Origin of the sequence: Paenibacillus sp. FSL H3-0302 (assembly GCF_037982245.1) — a bacterium.
GTDB classification, from domain to species: domain Bacteria; phylum Bacillota; class Bacilli; order Paenibacillales; family Paenibacillaceae; genus Paenibacillus_AQ; species Paenibacillus_AQ odorifer.
Window position 1 is genome coordinate 2,320,721 of sequence record NZ_CP150284.1, and the last position, 24,372, is coordinate 2,345,092.

Genomic DNA, 24,372 nt, shown 5'->3' on the forward strand with positions numbered 1-24,372 from the left:
CAGTATAGCTCTTATTGGCCGAATAGTGACTATTTTTAGGGCGCATTTGGTAGAATAGCTGCAACTGAGTCCGATTGTATGCTGATACAGCCGATTTTTCGGAAATAGAGTCTCCTCGGTCCGCTTCATGCTCGTGGGGATGGGGAGAAGATAGATATCGAACCGTTTTTTCATAGGGATGCTTCTCTTGTTATTGGGTTTATCTTACAGTTGGATACTTGTATTACTGGAAAAGTTTCTTCATAATTAGCCGCTCACAAGTAAGGTCTCATGTGATACAATAATTTAGTCTGTTTTTAAAAATAGTTATTGAAGGGTCCGTATCTGAGGAGGAAGTCAGCATCAATGAAACATGCACCGTTTATTGCAGTGGAAGGCCCGATCGGGGCTGGAAAAACAACATTAGCTTCGATGCTTGCAGAGGAATTAAACTTACCGATTATTAAGGAGATTGTTGATGAGAATCCGTTTCTGGCTAAATTTTATCAGAACATGGATGACTGGAGCTTTCAACTGGAGATGTTTTTTCTCTGTAATCGGTACAAGCAGCTTGAAGATACAGTAACTCAATACATAGATAAAGGTAAACCGGTGATCTCGGATTATCATATTTATAAGAACCTTATCTTTGGGGAACGAACGCTGAAGGGAACGAAACGAGAAAAGTATCGACAAATCTATCATGTGCTGACGGATGACCTGCCGAAGCCAAATATTATTCTCTATATAAAAGCGGATCTCGATACCTTGTTAAAAAGAATTGCCAAACGCGGACGCCCTTTTGAAGGGGATATGGATACTGCGTATTTGCAGCAATTGATAGAAGATTATGATGATGCGATGGCCTCTCTAGCGATTCAAGAGCCGTCTACCGTTATTATTACCATAGATGGAAATGCAGTCGATTTCGTGGAGAACCCAGAACACTTCGTCGAAATTGCCTCTCACCTAAAGGAGCTAATGAAATGAATCCATATAACATCCCAGATAACGCCATAATTACCGTGGCAGGAACCGTGGGGGTGGGGAAGTCCACTTTAACAGGTGCTTTGGCTAAAAGGTTGAATTTTCAAACCTCGCTGGAGCAAGTTGATCATAATCCTTATCTTGAAAAATTCTATCATGATTTTGAGAGATGGAGTTTTCATCTACAGATTTATTTCCTAGCCGAACGTTTTAAAGAACAGAAGAAAATGTTCGAAATGGGCGGTGGTTTTGTTCAAGATCGCTCGATTTATGAGGACACTGGTATTTTTGCTAAAATGCATGCGGATCAAGGCACGATGTCTAAGACAGACTATGAAACCTATACAAGCTTGTATGAAGCTATGGTTATGACACCCTATTTCCCGCACCCTGATGTACTGATTTATATTGAAGGCAGTCTTCCTTCTATTTTAGCGCGAATTAATGAACGTGGCCGTGAAATGGAAATTCAAACGGACGTGTCCTACTGGGAGCATATGCATGGCAGATATTCGAAATGGATCAATGAGTTTACAGCTTGCCCAGTGCTCCGACTGAACATTGATGATTATGACGTGAATGATTCGGCATCAATGGCGGATATTCTTACGAAGGTAGGCAACACCATTCGTAAGCCTGTTGATACAATATAATAGTTGATGATTAGCAGCTCCCGTGGTTTGGGGGTTGTTTTTTTATATGCTCATAAAAAAAGACCCAAATCTATGATTTGGGCTAATAGGGAAGTGTCAGTTGTCCTAATCATAAAATACGAAAAGTAAATTAAAATGGTGTGGACATTGTAATGTGCTTAAGGGCCACCTCCTATTTTATTAGCCTTTTTTTATAAAAATAGGTTCCAGTCTAATAGAAACTAGTTATTGGTCCATGTCTAAAATTAATAAGATGCGTACACTGAACTATCTTTATAGGGAGGTGTACGCATTGAGTTGTCCAGACGATAAAAAGTGTCATAAGAAAAAAGTCGCCACTGTATTTCCTTCGAAAAGAAAAAGAAAAGAACATCGCCGAAAGGTTATTAAGAAGATTGTAAAAGTAACCTGTCCTCCACCAGAAGTGAATGTTACTACTCCCACAGTCGTTGGAGCTACAGGACCGCAAGGGCCACAAGGAGCACAAGGACTCCAAGGAATACAAGGGGCCCAAGGCATTCCCGGAGCTCAAGGAGCACGAGGACTCCAAGGAGCTGAAGGACCTCAAGGACCTGCAGGCGGCCCTCCGGGACCCCAAGGACCTCAAGGTGAACCCGGGCCAGCGGGAGCGATTGGTCCTCAGGGTGTAGCGGGCCCCGTTGGTCCTCAGGGTGCGCAAGGCGTTCCGGGTGCCCAAGGAGTTGTAGGTCCTCAGGGATCGCAAGGTTTACCGGGTCCTGCAGGAGCTATAGGACCACAAGGTTTTGTAGGAGCAACGGGAGCGCCGGGAGCACCAGGAGCACCGGGAGCAACCGGAGCAACAGGAGCACCGGGAGCGCCGGGAGCGCCGGGAGCGCCGGGAGTAGCTGGAGCAACAGGAGCACCGGGAGCGGCCGGAGCACCGGGAGCAGCAGGAGCACCGGGAGCAGCAGGAGCAACGGGAGCAACCGGGGCGCCGGGAGCAGCAGGAGCACCGGGGGCAGCAGGAGCCGCGGGAGCAACCGGGGCAACAGGAGGCGTATTAGGTTTTGCTGATTTTTTTGCCCTAATGCCTCCTGATAATGCAGCAACTGTAGCACCGGGCACAGACGTAAGTTTTCCTCAAAACGGACCTACTAGCGGGACAACAATAGCAAGAACAGGTCCTAGTTCTTTTAATTTAGCGGCAATAGGGACTTATCAGGTGTTGTTTCAGGTTAGTGTAACCGAAGCGGGACAACTCATCTTGACTCTTAATGGCGCAGATCTCGCTTATACCGTAGTTGGACGCGCAACAGGTACATCGCAAATCGTAGAAATGGCTATAGTGCAAACAACGGTCATTAACACCATCCTGACCGTTCGGAATCCTGCTGGTAACTCTACTGCGCTTACTATTACTCCTCTCGCTGGAGGAACAAGATCTGTTTCAGCACATCTCGTTATTACACAATTAGCGTAACAAGGTGTATTTCGTATCGATAAGTTGGTCATCTTAATATTGGTGATTTTACTTATGATTATTGTAAAGAGGAGGACGAACGAAGGTCTTCCTCTTTACTCAGAGTATTTACTGGCTTTCAAAAAAGCAGCAATCGAACAAGTTCATTTTTTAATCAAGGTGATGCTAACATTCTATTGTTTTTCTATCGTCTAACAACTTAAAATTCATCATCTATTTATGTGAATTCTTTTGATTCTATCTTAAGATGCCATATCGGTTTCCTCATGATACAATAAAAGATAAGTTTATAAGGATGAGGTGACTTTAGTTGAAGTATGATTTCGATCGCGTAATTGACCGCCGTAATACTAGCTCTTACAAATGGGACCAATCCGAGAAGTTGTTTGGTGAGAAGGATATTATGCCGCTTTGGGTGGCAGACATGGATTTTGAAAGTCCTCCCGCAGTGAAGGAAGCCATTCTGCGCCGCGCAGAACAAGGAGTTTACGGTTACAGTGTACCTAGTGATACTTATAAAGAAGCCATCACGTCATGGTTTAAAAGACGGCATGATTGGCAGATCAAACCGGAGTGGATTTCAGATTCTCCCGGAATTGTAACTTCCTTAAGCCTCTCTGTTGAACTGTTTACTGAGCCTGGGGACGGGGTTATTTTACAATCGCCAGTTTATTATCCCTTTTATGATGTCATCCAGATGAATGACCGGAAGGTTGCCAAGAATCCGCTTATCGTCCGTAATGGGCGCTTTGAGATGGATTATGAGCAATTGGAAGGGTTGATGTTGGGTGGAGCGAAGCTGCTGCTGTTATGCAGTCCGCATAATCCAGGCGGTAGAGTATGGGAAAGAGAAGAGCTGTTGAAGCTCGGTGAACTGTGCTTGCGTCACGGAGTGACAGTTATCTCTGATGAGATCCATTGTGATTTGGCGCTTCCAGGTTATGAGCATATTCCTTTTGCGTCCTTGTCTGAGGAAATTGCCAATATTACGTTAACCACCCTTGCTGCGACCAAAACCTTCAATCTTCCGGGGCTTCAATCCTCTTTTATCGTGTCCTCGAATCCGGAATTGAAACGTAAATTTGATCAAAAAATGAAAGCCTTGAGCTTACATATGGCTAGTTTCTTCGCGCAAGGAGCGGTACAAGCCGCTTACAATGACGGAGAAGAATGGCTGGATGAGCTGTTACAATATGTATCAGATAATGTGGATTATACGGTCAGCTATTTGGCGGAGCATTTACCACAGGTTCATGTGATGCAGCCGCAAGGAACCTACCTGCTCTGGGTGGATTGCCGCGAACTGAACTTGGAAATAGACGGTCTGAAGCAGCTGATGTACAAAGAGGCTAAAGTGGCTTTTAATGAAGGTTCTGTTTTTGGAACAGAAGGCAAAGGCCATCTACGGATTAATCTGGCTTGTCCGAGATCCACATTAGTTGAGGCATTGGAACGCTTTTGCAAGGCAGCCGCAGCTTATACAACGAAATAAACGGTGATTACTGAAGCTTGATGATTCCGCTAATGGGATCGTTAAGCTTCTTTATTTTGCAATAGGGTAAAAAGAATAATAAAATAGAGTCCATTACGACAAGCAGGAGGACTGCAAATGAAATGGGTAGCTCAGCTTCCGTATTATAAGATACAACGAGAAATTAGGGATGGAGAACAACGAAGTGTTGCTTCGAATCGGCTAATGTATCTGTATCAAGATAGAATTGTAACACGCCATCGGGAATTCCCGCTAAAAGATATTTTCGATATGTCTTATCGCTCAATGGGGGATATGAGCGGCATGTTCTATCTCCACACGAGTAAGGGCGTGTATGCTTATTTGATAGAGTGCGATCCTGAGCGGTTTATTGAAGCCTTTAAAGAACAGGAATTGAATAAAAATTGAGCGACCCTCGTTGGCCGTGATATGATAGCTTTTATGAAAAAAACATAATGGGAGAGAACATAAATGAGCAAAACACGAATTATTATTGATGCAGATACAGGTATTGACGATGCACTGGCGATTCTATATGCCTTGCGTGCTCCAAACGTAATTGTAGAAGGAATTACAACCGTTTTTGGAAATATTGAGGTCGAAAAGGCGGCGGACAATTCACTGCGGCTAATCGAGCTTGTTAAGCCCGGTTATGAGATTCCTGTAGCGATCGGAGCATCCAAGGCACTTGTTCGTGAGCACTCAGGCTACGCCACTCATGTGCATGGTGAGAACGGTATTGGCAATGTGGAAATTGCTCCATCCAGCCAGCGTCCCATTAGTGAAACTGCATCTGAGTTTATTGTTCGGATGGCTAATGAGAATCCCGGAGAGATTGTATTAGTCACACTGGCACATCTAACCAACCTTTCAATGGCGCTTGATATGGACCCTGGTATTAAGAATACTTTGAAAAAAGTAGTGGTAATGGGCGGTACGATCTTCAATCCCGGCAATAGAACACCGGTTGCGGAAGCGAATATTGCCGGGGATCCGGAAGCTGCTGATCATGTATTTACATCTGGGCTTCCTGTTATGATGGTGGGTCTAGACGTTACGCTTAAGACGCGGATTACACAAGAGCATATCGATTTATTAAAACGTTTTGGACGTGAAGAAAATAAAGCGATCATTTCGTTTATGGAACAATCGCTTACTCATTATTTTAATTTCTATCGTGAAGCGAACTTTTTGATCAACAGCGCACCGCTGCATGATCCACTCGCACTTATGGTTGCGCTGCAACCAGATCTGGTAACCTACAAAGAGATGAATGTTCGTGTGGAGCACAAAGGTGAGTTTACAGCGGGAATGGTCGTAGCGGACTTGCGGGCTCAGCCAAAAGTGGGTAAACCCATACAAGTTGCAGTGGATGTAGATGTTGAACGAGCAGTGGGAACCTTTTTGAGCGTGTTTATGTAATTTTGCCGACCTCTTCTAATATGAAAAATAATTTCGCAGCTCATAGATGACAATCTATTAATTTTACAATTGGATAATCTTTGGTAAAATGGTAGAGGACATATAAGAGTTTACAAGATTAGACTGCATATCATAGAAGAGGGAGACTTAACATTCATGAATAAGCGAATCGGTAAAGTAGTATTATGTATGGCTATTTCGCTAGGAGGCACCACGGCGTTATTCCAAAATACTACACAGGCAGCCACAGCTGGTGGAGTTAGTATTGTGCTGGATGGTTATCCACTACCATTTCCAGTAGAACCTGTTGTGATGAGCGGAACAACGATGGTGCCATTCCGAGCTATATCTGAAGCTTTGGGAATTAATGTCGAGTGGAATCAAGCGCAGAAGAAAATTACGGCTACCAAAACAGATACTGCAGGGACCAAAGTGGTAACCCTGACCCTTGGCAGCAAAAATGCAGGTGTTAACGGCGCGGTTGTGAAGTTAGGAGTTGCTCCGCAGACGATCCGGGATACAACGATGATTCCCCTTAGCTTCTTCGGCCAGCAGTTTGGTGCGGGTGTAGCTTGGAATCAATCCACGAAGACCGTATCTATTACTTCGCCGAAGACTGAGCTGTACACTCTTGGTTTCTATGCGCTGAGTTCTTATAGTGAGATTTCCTTACTTCCTAATTTTGATGCTATGGCCTTCGGTTGGAGTGGGATTGATAAAACCGGGCAATTCACCACAACGGGGACTGATTTCAAATGGCCTCAGGCGGCTGGTGACGTAACACCAGAATCAATTGTCACGAATGCAGCGGCAGGTGGAACAGCTCCTTATCTGATGGTCTTCTCTGGAGACACCGCATCAGAGTTAACTAAGAACCTGGAAGATAAACAGCTTCAAGAACAGACGATTACTGGAATCGTAGATCTTGCAACGCAAAAAGGATTCCAAGGCATTACTCTGGATCTGGAGGGCCTAGGTCTAACAGGTGATAAGGCGAAGGTGCAAGCAGATTATAATGCTTTTGTGAAAAACCTATCACAAAAAGCACATGCAGCAGGACTTAAACTTACCGTTATTCTTCATCCATTAAATAGTTCTTATAAAGGTTATGATTACAAAACTTTAGGAACACTTGCAGATGATTTGGTCATTATGGCGTACGATTATTTACAAGAGAAAAAAGTTCCAGAGCCGATGAGTTTAGTTGATGAAGGCATCCGGCTTGCGCTTCAGCAAGTGAGTAAGGATAAGCTGATCCTCGGGATCTCTGTGTATAGCGAAAACGAATCTTCAGTGAATTCTAAGGTAGGACTTGCTAAACGTTATGGTCTTAAAGGAATTGCGATCTGGCGTTTAGGTCTGATCGGACAGCCTGTCTGGAACGAGATGGGGAAGTCAGTAGAGTAAGCAGCAACGATCAAAAAGAGTGGTACCGCGAAGGTTAAACCTATCGCCTCTTTGGAGGCGATAGGTTTTTTCTGTTCTCTATTGAATAAATACTATTGAAGGTGGGTGTTTTATCTACCTAAGGTTTTTTTATGGGCAGAATGCAACTGTTTAGAGAGAATATCAGACGAGAGTGTTGAACAATTGGACTGCTATGCCGCTGCTTGCGAGTATCTTTTAATACCAAAGTATGAAGAACGTTATTTAGATACGGAGGTTACACTCAACGATATAACTATGCACATGCAAAATCTCAAGAAAAAATGGATAAATGGATGGCGTGGATAATTAGCCGCCGTAACTGGCAGCCGATTGCTGTCTTCATAAGCGTTTAACGCCAATCTTTCGAGTGTTGGAGGTGAACACAACTGAGGGCATAAAGAGACCAAAAATACGAAACCAGTCCGAAGTTCGGAGCAGGTGTTGTGTTTTATCGTTCATTAAGCAGTAGCACAGAAAAATTGTAAGTTCTTCATTGGCCTCTGCATCTGCAGAGGGCTTTTCTATTGATCGGATCAATTCCATTAATCGCAATACTCAAGTCATTTAACTAACGAATCATATTCATGAGGAACAAACATATCACCAAATTTCTTTCTCATCATTATTTGAGTTTGTAATGCTTGTTCATAATTAGAACCCGTAGCAATGAAAGCCAAATTCTTCTCTTTAACATCTATCCAGTTAGTAGATGGCCAAATATTGATGTTTTCAAATCTATCATCAAACCACATTAGACCGTATTGATTTATTTCGTATGGTGCGGAGGAGTCTAGATAAAATAGAGTACTCATATTTATGCCTTTATTTCTTTTAGTGATATATACAGTGACCTCTTGATCTTTTGTGAAGTCATAGGCATCTATTGAGACATTTCCAACAAATTTCTTTTGACCAAATATTGGTTTATATAGTGTCCCATTAACCTTAATTATGGTACTTTTAGCTGAAGAAGAGTTGTTAAGGGTGAACACGACGGCAGTACGTTCTACGTTAACCTTTTTCGGGAAATTGTAGTTATATAAAAACAAAGCAACACCTATTAGCACTAAAAATAGTACAACTGAAATTAAGGTTATAGGTTCCTTTAATCTCATAATTCCCCTCCAAATCTCAACTTCAAATAATTGAAATCTATTACAATAAATAACCCATACCCATAGGCATAGCAGGGGTAATAGTTTGAACGGTTTTACCATCAATCCCGGTAAGAGTAATTTTTGTTATGAAAGAAGTTGCAGTAGGCCCGCTGAGATAATAATTTATTGCGGCAGAAGAATCTCTATGATACAGGGCAGTATAACTAAATTGTTTCGATGATCCCTGATTTATTGTTGCATTTGTTGTGGCACCAGTTGTTGAAGCATAGCTAAACGTAGGAATAGAATATGCACTAGCGCCGCTAACTGTACTAGTAATTAATGCTAAACTTTGATAAGAATCAGAAATAAAGTTCTTTACCGCGTCATATATAGTTATGGTAGCACCTACATAACTATTAAATGAACCAAGAGTAGTTGTCGCAGCTGACACCAAAAGATTGGAAGCCCCCGCTTGAATTTGAGTTTGAAAGAAACGTTACTCCCGTATTCTTGAGTGCAGAATTTTGAGCATTAGATTCTGCCGTTACATGTTGAACTTCATATGTAACCCCATTTTTGACCCAGTTAGACCGGAAACTAGACCAAACAATATTTGTGCTCGCCGGTAAATCAACAAATGGTTGTATTTGTGAGCTGTCTGTTCCTAAGAATTTTTTGTGCTATTACAACTTGTGCTTCCTCTGGAGTTAAATAATCTACCCCCAAAGATTCTAGTTCCTTCCCTAGCTTTTCATATTCTATTTCGTAGCCAGCCTTGTGTTCTCCCAGTAGATCCGCTCTTTCTTGATAAATCTTACTAATCTGTGCTTCGACATCGTTGTTGTTGCTACTTGAAGCGCTTACAACACCTGTTGATCCAAGAAGTAAAGAACTAATCAGTACTAATGAGGCAATTTTTCGGTATATCAGATTCCTCTTTTTACCAAAAATACTATATTTAGGATTTTTATTAGTATATAAGATCTTATGAAAATCTGTCAATGATTAACATAATCGAATGAAGGAGAGATTCAGGAATGCGCTTCGAGAGTACCATACAAGGGAGATATGATTGTAACTTCTGATGGTCGTAGGTAACTTTGTGTCATTGACTTTTGCGTGTTCTTCTAATTCCTCAAATGAAATACTTGTGAAGCTCACGTGCTCTTCTCTTACTTTAGGGGCTTCGCCAACAACGCCTACAGATAAACTTTCTTCATATAGAAGCTCCTTTAATTTAAAATGGTCTATATAATCCAGAGTGAAAGTAATGTAAAATATAACCTTTATTATATTGTATAACCAATATATAGTGGTAAAGGAAATTTTGAAACTGTGGCGTGTTAGCGACTGTCCGAAAGCTTTCCGAAGGAAAATTCGCCTCGTTAGCAGAGGTTGTCTCCGGAATCCGACCAATTGATACGGTAATAACAAAGAAAACTGGAGACAAATCCGGTTGGAAGAACGGATATTTCCGTAGTCACGATCGTTAGCTGTTATAGCTGGCAATCCGAATGTTATAAAACTCACATTAACCTAAGCCATAAACCTATATAATCTCTAAGGTTGAACTTTTGAACTAAATTCATTATTTTTCAGGAGGACTTTAGAGTATGAGATATAAAGCATTAGAGCTCGACAAACCGCTTACTTATGAGCTGGAAGGGTTAGAAATAGGGGTAACTTCGAACTGTAATTTCCGCTGCGATTATTGCTGTGCATATAATAGAAATGATGGACAAAGCATCAAAGCCAAAGAGGTCATCCGCATTCTGGACGAACTTCCAGGCCTTAAAAGAGTACGCTTATCAGGTGGAGAAGTGACGCTGAAATTCGATGACTGTGTGGAAATTGTAACCTACTGCGCATCCAGAGGGATTCAGACACAGTTAAATTCCAACGGCAGTCTTTTAAATGCTGAACGAATTGGCCAATTGGTCTCCGCAGGATTAACGACTATACATATTTCCTTCAATTTTACTACTGCGGAAGCTTTCTCAAAATATTATAATATTCATCCAAGCATCTATGAAAAAATAAGAGAAAATATTACCCTATTCGCTGCAACAAGTGTGGATACCGTACTGGAGACGCTGCTATTCAGTGAAACCCAGGATAATATGAAGGAGATCAGCGATCATGTCTACGCAATGGGCGTGCGCACACATGAAATTCAGAACAGTATTATCATGGATCATACGGGTTGGAAGTCTATAGCTGCACGGGAACAATTAAAGAATGCAGTGAGCGAGCTGATCGCACGGAAGAAAGAAGATACGATTCTGTATTTCACCTGTATGGACCGCTTTATGGACGCCCTTGGGTTCGAAGAGCAGCCGGGTGTGTATTTTCCTCACTGTATTGAGGGGAAGAAGCAGCTTCATCTGCATGGAAATGGCGACATTTTGATTTCAGAGCTTTGCCATCCGGTGATTATCGGCAACATTTATCAAGGAACTTCACTAAAAGATTTATACAATAATATGCCGGCGCCATTGGCACAGTTTTTGGATAAGCAACCCTGCCCAGCACTGGATGCATTGTTTCCACAAGGCATAGAAGTTTAACACTCTATATAGATTACTTCGAGGGACCAATTTAAGAATTGGTTCCTATTTTTTTATGGTAGACTTAATAAAAAACAAAGATAAGGGATGTATGAGCTTCATACATAAGGTGTACTGCCAAGTGTTTGCTAATATAAGAAATGGACTCATCAAATCTAATGTTGTTCTAGAAAAGATTATGCCGTTATTAACACCCACGGCCATCGTGGTCGGCGTATTTAACGAAAGCAGACTGCTGCCGTTCACAGGTCTCGTGCCCTGGATTTTTGCTGTAATGACGCTGATCGGTAGCTTGAAGTCCAACCTAAAGGATCTGTTGGGGGTACTTCTGAAACCTCAGAAGCTGATTATTCTAATGGTAATTTTACATATTGTAATGCCGCTGATCGGCTGGCTTGCAGCCATGGCTTTTTTTCCGGGAGATCCATATACAGTAACTGGTTATGTATTGTTGTTCGCGATTCCTACAGGTGTTGTAAGTGTGGTATGGGTGTCGATGTACGGAGGGAATATTGCGCTGACATTGGCGCTTATTCTGATTGATACGCTCTTGTCGCCCATTGTTGTCCCGGGTACCTTATATTTGCTGATGGGAGCGAGTGTTGAAATTCAGCTAGGCGATATGATGAAAGGGCTGCTATGGATGGTAGTCATTCCTTCTGTAGTTGGGATGCTGCTGAATCAATGGACAAAAGGGAAAGTAAATACGGTATGTGGACCGCCGCTTGCTCCGTTTGTTAAAGTCGGATTGTTTGTAGTTGTTTCTATTAATGGGGCCAGCATTGCCCGTTATCTGAAACATCCGGATGGCAAATTAGCGATCATTATTGGAGTGACCTTCATAACCGTTGTGCTTGGCTATGTGATCGGAGCTTTGGTGTCACGCCGTTTCCGCTTTAGTTATGAAGATTCCGTTGCGGTGCAGTATAATTCGGGTATGCGGAATTTAAGTGCAGGAGCTGTATTAGCGGTGAAATATTTTCCTCCTGCTGTCGCGCTTCCAGTAATTTCGGGGATGTTATTCCAACAAATACTCGCTGCGATGTCTGGTCTATTTTTACGTAGTAGAACTAAACGACTGTTAAGTGAGGGTGCATTAATGCAAGCGAATACGGTCTCTCAGCTAGAACCACCTAGTTCTTCTAGGACAGATGACAGGCCTTGTTAACCATCTCTTGAGGGCTATATGACCTAAAAGCTGTGATATTTTATTCATTTACATGAAAAATTTCGACATTTTATGATATATTTCTTATTTTTGCGCGATTTATATTCACTATTCAACTTTGCCACCCGATAGTAATTGTATTATTTACAATTTCATTGTTCGCAAATGAACAAGCAGTCGGAAGGATGAAAAGAATATGAAGATTCGCCTAAAGTTATCACTTGTTATGATAGGTGTGACCCTTTTATGTATTTCTGTAATGGGGATATTTACGTATTTGAAATCAACTCAGGCGATTGTGAATCTTACTGAGAATTCTATGAAGCAGGTCAATACGAACAAAGCTCAGACCATATCAGCCATGATAGCAAAAGAGCAGAGAAGCACAGAGCTTATTGCGAGCCGCTCGGAAATTGTTAATCTACTGCTGCAAGCTGGGAATGGTGGAGTTAACAAAGGAGATAAGCTTCAGAATGAGGCGAACGCCAGTCTTCAAAGCATTGTGGAGGAGGCCGGGAACCTTGAGCACATTCTAGTCAGTGATATGAAAGGTATTAGTGTGGCTGACAGTGATACTAAGCTTATAGGGACAGATTTTAGTGAAAGAGATTATACGAAAAGAGTAATGGAGACGGCTGAGCCTGTGATCAGTGAAACGCTGAAATCAAAATCCACAGGAGCTTATGTAGTGGCTTTTGTACAGCCCGTAAAGAGTAATGGAAAGATGATTGGATTTATTGCGTCAGCTGTTTCCGCAGATAGTATGATTAAGTATTTGGCCGATACCAAAGTGGTAAACACGACGAGCTCCTACGCTTATTTACTGGATGAGAACGGCAATAAATTATATTATCCGGATAAAACACAAATTGGTCAGCCTATTGAGAATACGCAGATCGCAGCTGTTATGGAGCGTGTGAAATCTGGTGAGAAGGTAGCGGATGGCCTGCTCAATAATACATATAATGGTGTGGAAAAAAAATCAACCTATACAGTTTTACCTGAGACGCACTGGTTGCTTGTATTAACCGCAGACCTCGATGAAATCGTGAAACCTGTCACTGATATGAGAAATTTCAACTTATTTCTTGGTGTGGGAAGTTTGATTATTGCCTTGCTGATTGCTCTTTATTTTGCTAAAAAAATCTCTTCTCCGATTGTTAAACTAACGGACATGATTAATAAAACGGCAGAATTGAATTTGACGCATGACTCAGAGTATGAGTATTTGACTAAAAACAAAGATGAGACAGGGACGATCGCCAAAGCGATGTTCAGCACTCGGGCTACACTTCGTGAGATGGCTGGAAGCTTAATTACGATCTCGTCCAAAGTGCTTGAAAATGCAGAAACGCTGGAGAAGCTGTCTATAGATGTGCGGGAAAATGCCCACGATAATTCAGCGACTACGCAGCAGCTATCGGCAGGTATGGAAGAGACCGCAGCCTCTACAGAGGAAATGACAGCAGCAATTACAGAAATTGATAACAATGTATCCGGGATCACCAATAATGTGAAGGAAGGCGCTGCCGTTTCTAGACAAATTAGTGAGCGGGCGCTGACTCTCCAAGATGAGGCAACAGAATCTACGACGAATGCTAAACAAATTTATGAATCCGTGCGAATGGATATGGAAAAAGCGATTGAGCAGTCGAGCGCGATTGCAGAGATTAATGTACTGACGGATACGATTCTATCCATTGCCAGTCAGACCAATCTGCTGGCCCTGAATGCAGCTATAGAAGCGGCAAGAGCGGGTGAGGCAGGTAAAGGTTTTGCGGTTGTAGCTGGTGAGATTCGGAAGTTGGCTGAGAAGTCGTCTAAGATTGCGGCCGGAATTCAAGGTGTGGTAACAGGTGTTTATTCCTCTGTTGAATCCATGAAGGAGAATTCTGAGGCATTACTTTCTTTTATTGATCAGAATGTTCTAGCAGATTATGAACGATTAACTGAGGTAAGTCAGCAATACAACAGTGATGCTGCCACCGTAAATACGCTGTTAAAACAATTCGAGAGCGCAGCTGATCATTTGAGTATGGCTATATCAAGTATTAATATTGCCGTTAATGAGGTAGCTGCTACAGTAAACGAGGGAGCTATAGGGATTCAGGATATCGCGGTAAAAACGGCGGATATCGTGGAAAAAACATTCCTAGAGGTTACTATGGCTGATGAAAATACTCAAAGTGCCAAAGAGCTTCAGGGGTTAGTAGATAAGTTTAAGATCTAAGGGTTTGAAATGAATTAAGGGAATCCTTATCTCTTTTTCATAAAATATTAAGCTTGCAGGGTTATAGTACATGTATAACCTCCCTTATATATAGACTTTACCCCGCCGGTCGCCGGCGGGGTCTTTTTTTATGCAGATCTTTTTAGGAGGATATCAGGCAGCAGTTTAGCCAGTAATAAGGTAGATAGCTTCATCTAATGGAACTATAACCTCTGTTTGTTCCTTCATATCCTTCAGACGCACCTTATCCACACTGGATTCACTCTCGCCGATCAGAATAACGTAACGTATATTTTGGGATGAGGCTGTGGCGAGTTGCTTTTTAAGTTTTCTTTTACCGGATACCAGACTGGTCCGGATAGAACAGGCACGGAGCTCGGCGGCTGCAATTAAAGCCTGTGGGAGCGTCTCGCCAATCGGAATGACCATAACCTCTGCTGTCTTGCGCTCTTGGATAGGACGTTCTGCAAGGAGCGCCATGATAGACTCCATACCAAAAGATAAGCCAACCGTAGGATATTGAATATCCTCTCTGCCTACTAGCTGTCCGATGATAGCGTCATATCTGCCTCCACCACCCAAGCTTGAGGTAAAGGAACCGGATGCATCAAAGATCTCGTAGACGGTTCCAGTGTAGAAAGAAAGCCCGCGGGATAAGAAGGGATCGAAACGGCAAGTCTGCTGCAGCTGAATGTCTTGGAGCAGCTTTTGCAGGACAAGAACCTCCATTGCTCCCGGTTGTCCGGTAAGACTATATTTTTCGCATAACTGCTCAAAGCTTGGATTGTCCATTTCAATAAGCTCTAGAATAGCAGCGATGGTTGCAGATTCGATTTCCTTGCTGATCAATTCATTTTTCACGCCGACGAGGTTGATTTTTTCTAATTTATCCAAGGTTAGCATAACGGACAGTTGGTCCTCGGCAGGTACACCAATCGATTCCAGGATCTCACCGAGAAAACGTCTGTTGTTCCATTTTAGGATGATCGGGATGTCCAGCTTACGAAAAGCCTCTGTGGCCAGCTGCATCAATTCAGCTTCCGCCTCAGATCCTGAAATACCAACAACATCAACATCGCATTGCAGAAATTCACGCAGGCGCCCACGTTTCACGGGACCATCACGGAATACTTTTCCGATCTCATAACGCTTGAAGGGAAACACTATTCCAGGATTTAAGGCGATCACTTTGGCAAAAGGGATGGTCAGATCATATCGTAAGCCCAGCTTGCGGTTGCCTTGATCGGTGAGTTGGTACATCTCCTTGAGAATTTCATCCCCACCTGCATATTTCGAGGTTAATAACTCCAGTTCATTTAATAATGTGGTGTCCATGGATTCAAAATCATAGAGTTCGAACAAATCCTGCAGCGTATTTTGAATGTTCTTTCTGAGCGCCTGCTCTTTTCCGAAGTAATCATAAGTTCCTTTAATGTTTTGCATCGTTAGTAGCTCCTTTGAATTGGCATAGTTTAGAAATAAAAAAACGCGCAGGACCTCATGGTCCTGCGCGTGATCTATGCCGCAGGGAGGCCAACGCGAGTAGCGTTAGCCTCCCTGAGAATTTCAGGGTTGCTAACGCTGTTTGTGATAATAATGAAGTTGATTCAGCATGATTGTTATGGTGTTCATCAGAATCAATTCCCTTCGACATTTTGATTACTGCCGATTATAGCGGATCATTTGGAGTCGTGCAAGTAAGAATTTGTTATAACAAAGATTTTTAGTAGGCGAATGGACAGGCAATCAGCTATAATAGGGCTTCGATATTTCATAGGTGAGGGGAGCTTGTTGACGATGAATCAACCTTTAATAATAGCCCGGGCGGAAGAATTTGTGAAAGAACAACTAGGACAAGATACTACGGGGCATGACTGGTGGCACACCCATCGGGTCCGCAGCACGGCATGTGAAATTGCTGAGATCGAGCGTGCGGATATTTTTATCTGTACGATGGCAGCCTTGCTGCATGATGTTGCAGACGAGAAGCTTAATCCGTCAAAAGAAGCAGGTCTGCTTAAAGTCCACACTTGGCTTACGGCAAACCTTACAGAGGAGGAGCAAATTCGTCATATCATGCTGATCGTTGAAACGATGTCTTTTAGTGGTGGTGGAGGAGAACCTATGCAGACTCTGGAAGGTCAAGTGGTGCAGGATGCAGATCGACTAGATGCACTTGGCGCGATTGGCATTGCCAGAACCTTTATTTTCTCAGGCGCAAAGGGACGTCCGGCTTATGATCCGGAAGTTTCTCCACGCGAGGAGTCGCTGCAGAAGGAATACAGGGATTATAGCAAAGGGACGGCTGTGAATCATTTTTATGAGAAGCTGTTGAAACTAAAATTCTTAATGAATACGGCTTATGGACGCAAGTTAGCGGAAGAACGGCATGATTTCATGTTGAATTTTCTGGACCAGTTCTATAAGGAATGGAATCAAGGACGCCAATAACTGTTATAATGATAAGTATGCACAAGATGGAAGGATCGCGGAGTTTCCGCTTTAACCAGAACAATCGGCATAGAAGAGGTTGAACGATGAGTGAATTGCAATTTAGAGATTATGAGTTAGACGAAGAGATAATTAAAGCACTGGATGTTCTGAAATTTATGACACCTACGGAGGTACAGAGCAAGGTAATTCCTGTAGCTTTGCAGCAAAAGGATCTGATTGTGAAATCGCAAACAGGCAGTGGCAAGACGGGAGCTTATGGTATTCCGCTTTGCGATCTGGTGGATTGGGTGGAGAATAAGCCGCAGGCTTTGATTCTTACGCCAACTCGGGAGCTTGCGATGCAGGTGAAAGAGGATATTACGAACATCGGACGTTTTAAACGGATTAAAGCAGTTGCTCTTTTCGGCAAGCAGCCCTTTGCCCCCCAAAAGATAGAGCTTACGCAAAAAACACATGTTGTCGTAGGTACGCCTGGACGCGTATTTGACCATATTGAAAGAGGCACACTTCCGCTAAATCGAATCAAATATTTGATCATCGATGAAGCTGACGAAATGCTGAGCATGGGCTTTATTGAGCAGATCGAGAAGATCATTAAGCAGCTGCCCAAAGAGCGAGTAACGATGTTATTCTCAGCTACCTTACCCGAAGTCATTAAGAATTTGTGCCTAAAATATATGAGCGATCCAACGGATATCGAGATTCAGGCAAGTGGAATTACGACGGCTACGATTGAACATGCGTTGATTGAAGTGAGACAAGCTGCCAAATTCTCTTTGCTAAGCGATATCATAACGGTGGAGAATCCGGATAGCTGTATTGTTTTTTGCCGTACGCAGGAGCAGGTGAATGCTGTATTCAGAGGACTGGCGGATCTGGAATATCCTTGTGATAAGATCCACGGGGGTATGGAGCAGGATGAGCGCTTTGAGGTCATGAATGCTTTTAAAAGAGGGCAATTCCGCTATTTAATCGCTACCGATGTGGCGGCTAGAGGGATTGATATCGAGAATATCACCCATGTGATTAATTACGATATTCCACTGGAAAAAGAAAGCTACGTGCATCGTACAGGCAGAACCGCGCGTGCAGGCAAGACAGGTAAAGCGATCACTTTTGTCACTCCGAATGAGCAGAAGTGGGTAACTGAAATCGAAAGCTATATTGGCTTCAGCATTCCGCATATGAAAGCTCCTTCGGACGACGCAGTGGCCTACGCAAAGGATGCGTTCGAGCAGAAGATCAATAAGCAACCTGTCCGCAAGAAGGACAAAAGCGAAAGCTTAAACAAAGAGATTATGAAGCTATACTTCAACGGCGGCAAGAAAAAGAAGCTAAGAGCCGTCGATTTTGTCGGCACAATAGCAAAACTTGAAGGTATTTCCGCCGAAGATATCGGGATTATCTCGATTCAGGACAATGTGACCTACGTGGATATTTTGAACGGTAAAGGCGCAATGGTACTGCAAGCGATGAGAGAGACCACCGTGAAGGGCAAGCAGCTGAAGGTTCATATTGCGAAAAAATAAGTCAAGGATGACAGCTTATTGCTGAGCTCCTTGCAAATATGCCGCTACTGATGCGGTTTATATGAAGAGGGAGTCGTGTTCACAACACGGCTCTTTTTTTATTTGTTGTTGTATCTCAGTATCTCCATTATTTCATTGTAAAATTATAGAAACTAGAATATAACTTGTAAGAGGTGATAGATTGAAAGGTGAATCTAGAAGCACAAGGATGAAAGCACTCCTACAAGTCACCATTGTTGTTTTCTTGCATTTAATTATTATCTACCTTTTGGGAATGAAAACGGGGAAGTTGGAAGTAGAAGTAGTAAAACAAATGTTTATAATGTATGCAGCACCAATAATTCTTCTGAATGTGTCTTGCAAGATAGCTTTAAAGACGGAAAAGCTTAGGTACAACATTTCTTGGTTAGTTATTAGTATTGTTCCTAGCACGAGAATTCTATTTTATTTAAAAGAATTACAAGGAAAAGAGTCTAGAGGTTCAGGGGTTGTTGATTTAAGTTTTTTTGATATTAAGCCTGACTTTGATCAGATAAGTCTTATCTATTTTTTTCCTGTAATATATTTAGGTATTCAACTAGTTTTGATTTTTTTACTACTGATCATGATAGTAACGAAAGAAAAATCAATAGCTGACTAGCATAATGTTCTTGTACATACTAGGAATGCCGAAATGAACGGTAAAAATCCCGTACAATGCACTGATCCTGCTGGAAACGCCGAAATGTACGGTAAAAATCCCGTACAATGCGCTGATCCTGCTGGAAACGCCGAAATGAACGGTAAAAATCCCGTACAATGCGTTGATCCAGCTGGAAACGCCGAAATGAACGGTATAATTACCGTACAATGCGTTGATCCAGCTGAAAGTGCCGAATTGTACGGTAGAAATCCCGTACAATGTGCTGATCCTGCTGGATCGTCCAAATGAACGGTAGAACTCCCGTACAATGCGCTGATCCAGCTGGAAGTTGCGAAATGAACGGTAGAACTCCCGTACAATGCGCTGATCCTGCTGGAAACGCCGAAATGTACGGTAGAACTCCCGTACAATGCGCTGATCCTGCTGGAAACGCCGAATTGTACGGTAAAATTCCCGTACATTCAGTCAGCATGTTATGTAATCCAAGGAACAACACCATAATGGTGTCGTCTCTTGGGTTTTTTCGGCGCTAAATGGAGCTGATAACGCAGATCCGTTCAGCTTAAGTAAAATAAGATCGAAAATAATTTATTTTCGTTCCATAAATGGAAACAAATGTGATATTATGGCGATATAGAGCCCATACTTCACGGATGACCTGCCTAGCTTGGTTCCTCCTGAGGATAGGCTCTGATTTTTTTTATGAGGAAGGTGGTGTGGCCCGAGCGGTATCGGGGAACAGGAAGAAACGAAGCCATAAGGTTCGAACCTAATTCAGAAGGGAGAATCGAAGCGATGAAAAAAGGAACTTTTTTGAAAGCGCTTAATTTTGTTTTGGTTTTATGTTTGCTTGTACCTGTGTATTGGGCTGCACCCGCACATGCGGAGAACACGCTTATTCAGCAAAGTGATTTTGAAGATGGCACTGTTCAAGGCTGGAGTGGGCGTGGGGAAGTTGAGGTGCTTACAGCTAAAACAGATGCGGCACGCAGCGGCACATATGGCCTGGAGGTAAGCGGCCGAACAAAAACGTGGCATGGACCTTCACTGGATGTGACTAGCCAGCTGGAAGTAGGACAAACTTATGTGTTTATTGGATGGGTGAAGCTGCCTGCCGGATCATCTAACGCGAATATCTATATGTCACTGCAGCGGACATTACCTTCTACCATTCATTATGACAATTTGACCTTTGGTGCAGTGACAGCGAACGGTTGGGTGAAGCTTCAGGCGCAGTACAAGCTATTGGAGCCGGCAGATCAACTTTCTATTTATTTTGAAGTGCCGGCTAGCGCGACAACTTCTTTTTATTTGGATGATTTTCGATTGGAAAAGCTACCCGATCTCGGTCCAATTGTCATCGAGGATGCGATTCCTTCGCTGAAGGATGTGTTTGCAAACAAATTTCTGATCGGCTCGGCGTTTACGAATAGTGAGCTGCTGACAGCTCCGGATCGGCAATTGTTGGCCAAGCATTTTGATAGTGTGACGCCAGGAAATGTTCTGAAATGGGACAGCACGGAGCCGCAGGAAGGTGTGTTTAATTTCGCTGAAGCTGACACGGCAGTAGCTTTTGCCACCGCAAATGGACAGCAGGTACGTGGACATACCCTAGTCTGGCATTCGCAGACACCGGATTGGGTGTTCCGTGACGTCAGCGGTAATTTGGTCTCCAAAACGGTGTTATATGAGCGAATGAAGAGTCATATTAAGACTGTTATGGAACGTTATAAAGGTGAAATCTATGCTTGGGATGTCGTCAACGAAGTGATTGACACTTCACAATCGGATGGCATGCGCCGCAGCCTATGGTACCAGATCGCGGGTGAAGAGTATATTGAGAAGGCGTTCCAGTTCGCTCATGAAGCTGATCCTAATGCAAAACTGTTCATCAATGATTACAATACGCATGAGCCAGCCAAAAGCCAGGCGCTATACAATCTGATTGTACGACTTCAGGCCAAAGGGGTTCCTATTGACGGAGTAGGGCATCAAACGCACATCAGCTTGTATTATCCATCGCTCTCTGAAATCGAGAATTCGATTATCAAATTCAAGGCTTTAGGGCTGGAAACCCATATTACTGAGCTGGATATTAGTGTGTATTCTGATAATTCTCAAGCCTATGAGATCTTCCCTGATAATTTGAAGCAGCGCCAAGCGGCTTTATACAAATCATTATTTGAGATCTTCCTGCGGCACACGGATACGGTCACGAATGTCACTCTCTGGGGGAAGGATGACAGTAATACTTGGTTGCGCACTTATCCGGTAGCCCGTAACAATTGGCCTTTATTATTTGATGAGCGCCTCCAATCTAAGCTAGCCTACTGGTCTGTATTGGAGACAGTGGCAGCTCCCGTAGTTCCAGCAGCTCCTGCTAACTTGAATGCAGCTGCAGGCAATGGGCTCGTGAATCTTAGCTGGAGCAACTCGGCGGGCGCAACTTCCTATACGGTGAAACGGTCACTTACGAGTGGTGGCCCTTATACCACTCTGACTACGGCTACCGGGACGAGCTATAGCGATGCGGCGGTTAGCAACGGAACGACTTATTATTATGTTGTGAATGCTGTCAATAGTGCGGGTACGAGCAGCAATTCTGTACAAGCGATGGCTACACCGCAAGACTCGGGGCCTGTCGAACCGGTCACCGGGCTTGCAGTGGCGTATCGGACAGCGGATACTAACCCAAATGACAACCAGATGAAGCCCTATTTTAATATTAAAAATAACGGCACAACTGCAGTCGATCTTAGCGAGCTGAGCATCCGTTACTGGTATACGATCGATGGAGACAAGCCGCAATCCTTTTTCTGCGATTATGCCCAGATCGGCAACAGCAAGGTAGCAGGCAGTTTTGTAAAGCTGGACACGCCTCGAACGGGAGCGGATTACTATTTGGAAGTGAAATTCAACGCAGGTGCGGGCATGCTTGCCGCTGGAGGAACTTCCGGGGATATTCAGACCCGGATACACAAGACAGATTGGAGCAATTTTAACGAGGCCAATGATTATTCGTTTAATTCACTTCAGACCGCTTATGCGGATTGGAACAAGGTGACCCTTTATCGGAACGGAGTGCTGGTATGGGGAACAGAGCCGCAATAGCGAAACTAGGGGAACTGAGCTTTAATTGTGCCGTTTTTAATTTTTAGGGAAAACCTCCCTGAAAATAGCTAATTTTTGCTGGTTACTTAGCTTTTCAGGGAAATCCTTCCTAAATATTGCCTGAATTCCACTATTAAGAGCAAATTGGGGTGAATTGCGGGAGGTTTTCCCTGATTGCAAGGGTTAGAGCAATAAACCAAAGAAAATCAGGGAGGAATTCCTTAATCAAGCATCACGTTTGCTGCAAACAGAGGAGTTACGTGAAAAAGTAAGCCTAGTCGCCAAAAACATGGTGACTAGGCTTGCTTCATTTTTGCCCAGCTGTGGCAAATTACTTTTTAAAAGTTATATTGTGCCTGATGCAGACGGCTGTAAATTCCACCAGCATGGACTAATTCTTCATGTCTGCCTTGTTCAGCGATTCCTTCTTCATTCACGACCATAATCCGGTCGGCATTTTTGATCGTCGTCAAACGGTGAGCGATGACGAGTGTGGTTCTGCCTACGGACAGATCAGCCAGGGATTGCTGAATCGCGGCTTCGGTCTCTGTGTCCAGCGCGGAAGTAGCTTCATCCAGAATCAGAATCGGCGGATTCTTGAGGAACATGCGAGCGATAGCCAGGCGCTGCTTTTGTCCACCGGACAATTTCACACCGCGCTCCCCGATGACTGTCTCCATTCCATCTGGCAGATTCTGAATGAGCTCCTCCAGATGAGCACGTCGCGCAGCTTCCCAGATTTCAGGCAGCTTTGCATCCAGTTTCCCATAGGCGATATTCTCGCGAATTGTCCCGGAGAACAGGAAAACATCCTGCTGCACGATCCCGATTTGTTTGCGCAGCGATTCCAGCTTCATGTCACGGATATCGATGCCATCAATCGTGATGGCCCCGGCTGTGACATCATAGAAGCGCGGAAGCAGGCTGCAGATTGTTGTTTTGCCTGCGCCGGACGGCCCAACAAAGGCAATGGTTTCGCCAGCCTTTACGTTAAGGCTTATATTTTGCAGAACCGGACGATTCTCTTCGTATCCAAAAGATACATCCTGGAATGTAATATCACCGCGCAAAGCGTTAATCTCCACGGCATCCGGTTTGTCACTGATGTCAGGTTCCGTGTCAATGATCTCCAGATAACGTCTGAAGCCGGCAATTCCTTTAGGATAACTTTCGATCACGGCATTGATTTTCTCGATAGGACGGAAGAAGATATTCGACAACAAGATAAACGCCACAAATTCACCGATTTGCAGCTCACCATTGATGAAGAACCATGCGCCGCAGATCATCACCAGGATGGTAATGAGGCGGGTCATCATATAGCTGACGGACAAGCTTCTAGCCATGATTTTATAAGCCATAAGTTTTGTTTTGCGGAACATTTGATTGTCTACTGCGAATAGCTCTTGTTCATGCTGCTCATTGGCAAAAGATTGCACGACCCGAATCCCGCCGACATTATCTTCGATACGGGCATTGAAACTGCCTACATTTCCAAATAGCTGGCGATAAGTTGAAGTCATATTGCGGCCGAAGTAGATGATTACCCAAGCCATAATTGGAACGATAATAAAAGTAATAATCGCCAGCTTCAGATTAATATCAGCCATTAGGAGAAAGGCTCCGACAAGGGTCATGATTGCAATAAATACATCCTCAGGACCGTGATGCGCCACTTCGCCGATATCATTTAAGTCATTGGTGATTCTTCCGATTAGATGGCCTGTTTTATTATTATCAAAGAATCGGAACGATAGTTTCTGAATATGGTCAAACATTTTTTTGCGCATATCAGTTTCGATATTTATGCCCAGCATATGACCCCAGTAAGTGACAATATACTGCATCACCGTATTTAAGGCGTAAATCGCCAGCAGCGCAACACAAGCGATAAGAATAAGCGGCCAATCTTGACCAGGAAGCAAATCATCAATAAATTTATTGACGGCTACCGGAAAAGCCAGTTCTAGCAGTCCCGCAAAAACAGCGCAGGAGAAATCCAATATAAATAATTTTCTATACGGACGATAGTAGGAAAAAAACCTTCGAAGCATTCTGTTCACTCTTTTCTGTGGTTTAAATATGAGTTCAAATGAAATTGATTCTCAACTACCCGATGATATGGATACTAAAGATGGTCAGCGGTTTTGTCAATAATTCGGGTATAA

At 43.3% G+C, this 24,372-nt stretch carries 20 protein-coding genes; 14 read left to right on the forward strand and 6 right to left on the reverse strand.

Features of this window, described 5'->3' with window-relative positions; translation table 11 throughout:
• Positions 1–345 precede the first annotated feature (345 nt).
• From MHH50_RS10060 to MHH50_RS10090, 7 genes are all read left to right on the forward strand, one after another.
• A complete protein-coding gene (locus tag MHH50_RS10060) occupies positions 346–969 on the forward strand; it encodes a deoxynucleoside kinase (protein WP_076278612.1) in 624 nt (207 codons plus the stop codon).
• Entirely contained in the window at positions 966–1,619 is a 654-nt protein-coding gene (locus MHH50_RS10065) for a deoxynucleoside kinase (RefSeq protein WP_076125023.1), read from the forward strand. Before MHH50_RS10060 ends, MHH50_RS10065 begins: the two co-directional genes overlap by 4 nt.
• A 283-nt stretch (positions 1,620–1,902) precedes the next feature.
• The gene (locus MHH50_RS10070; protein ID WP_340034604.1) at positions 1,903–3,060 is read left to right on the forward strand and encodes a collagen-like protein; all 1,158 of its coding nucleotides are present in this window, start codon (positions 1,903–1,905) and stop codon (positions 3,058–3,060) included.
• Positions 3,061–3,370: 310 nt separating this feature from the next.
• Positions 3,371–4,552: a MalY/PatB family protein gene (locus tag MHH50_RS10075; protein WP_076278615.1), complete on the forward strand. Its 1,182-nt coding sequence runs from the start codon at positions 3,371–3,373 to the stop codon at positions 4,550–4,552.
• A gap of 117 nt (positions 4,553–4,669) precedes the next feature.
• The gene (locus tag MHH50_RS10080) at positions 4,670–4,960 is read left to right on the forward strand and encodes a hypothetical protein (protein WP_076191275.1); all 291 of its coding nucleotides are present in this window, start codon (positions 4,670–4,672) and stop codon (positions 4,958–4,960) included.
• Between the two features lie 63 nt (positions 4,961–5,023).
• Positions 5,024–5,974, forward strand: a complete 951-nt coding sequence (locus tag MHH50_RS10085) for a nucleoside hydrolase (protein WP_076191277.1) — start codon at positions 5,024–5,026, stop codon at positions 5,972–5,974.
• 189 nt (positions 5,975–6,163) lie between these two features.
• On the forward strand, positions 6,164–7,381 hold the full coding sequence (locus tag MHH50_RS10090) for a stalk domain-containing protein (RefSeq protein ID WP_256717189.1): 1,218 nt from the start codon (positions 6,164–6,166) through the stop codon (positions 7,379–7,381).
• A gap of 581 nt (positions 7,382–7,962) precedes the next feature.
• Here MHH50_RS10090 and MHH50_RS10095 read toward each other — a convergent pair.
• The 3 genes from MHH50_RS10095 to MHH50_RS10105 all read right to left on the reverse strand — a co-directional run bounded on the left by MHH50_RS10095 (position 7,963) and on the right by MHH50_RS10105 (position 9,504).
• Entirely contained in the window at positions 7,963–8,517 is a 555-nt protein-coding gene (locus tag MHH50_RS10095) for a hypothetical protein (RefSeq protein ID WP_076191281.1), read from the reverse strand.
• 40 nt (positions 8,518–8,557) lie between these two features.
• Positions 8,558–8,953 (reverse strand): hypothetical protein, encoded by a 396-nt coding sequence (locus MHH50_RS10100; protein WP_139331008.1) that lies wholly within the window; start codon positions 8,951–8,953, stop codon positions 8,558–8,560.
• Positions 8,954–9,132: 179 nt separating this feature from the next.
• Entirely contained in the window at positions 9,133–9,504 is a 372-nt protein-coding gene (locus MHH50_RS10105) for a hypothetical protein (protein WP_340034266.1), read from the reverse strand.
• Between the two features lie 611 nt (positions 9,505–10,115).
• On the opposite strand from MHH50_RS10105, the gene MHH50_RS10110 reads away from it, so the two are divergent.
• The 3 genes from MHH50_RS10110 (at position 10,116) to MHH50_RS10120 (ending at position 14,467) form a co-directional block, all read left to right on the forward strand.
• Entirely contained in the window at positions 10,116–11,069 is a 954-nt protein-coding gene (locus MHH50_RS10110) for a radical SAM protein (protein ID WP_038569765.1), read from the forward strand.
• Between the two features lie 178 nt (positions 11,070–11,247).
• Positions 11,248–12,237 carry a bile acid:sodium symporter family protein gene (locus MHH50_RS10115; protein ID WP_340034267.1) on the forward strand — a complete coding sequence of 330 codons (990 nt, stop codon included), beginning with the start codon at positions 11,248–11,250 and terminating at the stop codon, positions 12,235–12,237.
• A 196-nt stretch (positions 12,238–12,433) separates the two neighbouring features.
• Positions 12,434–14,467: a methyl-accepting chemotaxis protein gene (locus tag MHH50_RS10120; RefSeq protein WP_340034268.1), complete on the forward strand. Its 2,034-nt coding sequence runs from the start codon at positions 12,434–12,436 to the stop codon at positions 14,465–14,467.
• A gap of 165 nt (positions 14,468–14,632) precedes the next feature.
• Here MHH50_RS10120 and MHH50_RS10125 read toward each other — a convergent pair whose 3' ends face one another.
• A complete protein-coding gene (locus MHH50_RS10125; RefSeq protein ID WP_076125039.1) occupies positions 14,633–15,910 on the reverse strand; it encodes a histidine--tRNA ligase in 1,278 nt (425 codons plus the stop codon).
• Between the two features lie 354 nt (positions 15,911–16,264).
• On the opposite strand from MHH50_RS10125, the gene MHH50_RS10130 reads away from it, so the two are divergent.
• The 3 genes from MHH50_RS10130 (at position 16,265) to MHH50_RS10140 (ending at position 19,090) form a co-directional block, all read left to right on the forward strand.
• Positions 16,265–16,918 (forward strand): HD domain-containing protein, encoded by a 654-nt coding sequence (locus tag MHH50_RS10130; protein WP_076125041.1) that lies wholly within the window; start codon positions 16,265–16,267, stop codon positions 16,916–16,918.
• Positions 16,919–17,004: 86 nt separating this feature from the next.
• Positions 17,005–18,450 (forward strand): DEAD/DEAH box helicase, encoded by a 1,446-nt coding sequence (locus MHH50_RS10135; RefSeq protein ID WP_340034269.1) that lies wholly within the window; start codon positions 17,005–17,007, stop codon positions 18,448–18,450.
• Positions 18,451–18,631: 181 nt separating this feature from the next.
• A complete protein-coding gene (locus MHH50_RS10140) occupies positions 18,632–19,090 on the forward strand; it encodes a hypothetical protein (protein ID WP_076278620.1) in 459 nt (152 codons plus the stop codon).
• Here MHH50_RS10140 and MHH50_RS10145 read toward each other — a convergent pair.
• Positions 19,076–19,351 (reverse strand): hypothetical protein, encoded by a 276-nt coding sequence (locus MHH50_RS10145; protein ID WP_340034270.1) that lies wholly within the window; start codon positions 19,349–19,351, stop codon positions 19,076–19,078. The two genes, MHH50_RS10140 and MHH50_RS10145, sit on opposite strands and share 15 nt — an antisense overlap.
• Positions 19,352–19,888: 537 nt before the next feature.
• Here MHH50_RS10145 and MHH50_RS10150 point away from each other — a divergent pair.
• Positions 19,889–22,204 carry an endo-1,4-beta-xylanase gene (locus MHH50_RS10150; RefSeq protein ID WP_340034271.1) on the forward strand — a complete coding sequence of 772 codons (2,316 nt, stop codon included), beginning with the start codon at positions 19,889–19,891 and terminating at the stop codon, positions 22,202–22,204.
• A gap of 338 nt (positions 22,205–22,542) precedes the next feature.
• On the opposite strand, the gene MHH50_RS10155 is transcribed toward MHH50_RS10150, so the two are convergent.
• Positions 22,543–24,258 (reverse strand): ABC transporter ATP-binding protein, encoded by a 1,716-nt coding sequence (locus MHH50_RS10155; RefSeq protein WP_076125049.1) that lies wholly within the window; start codon positions 24,256–24,258, stop codon positions 22,543–22,545.
• Positions 24,259–24,372 lie beyond the last annotated feature (114 nt).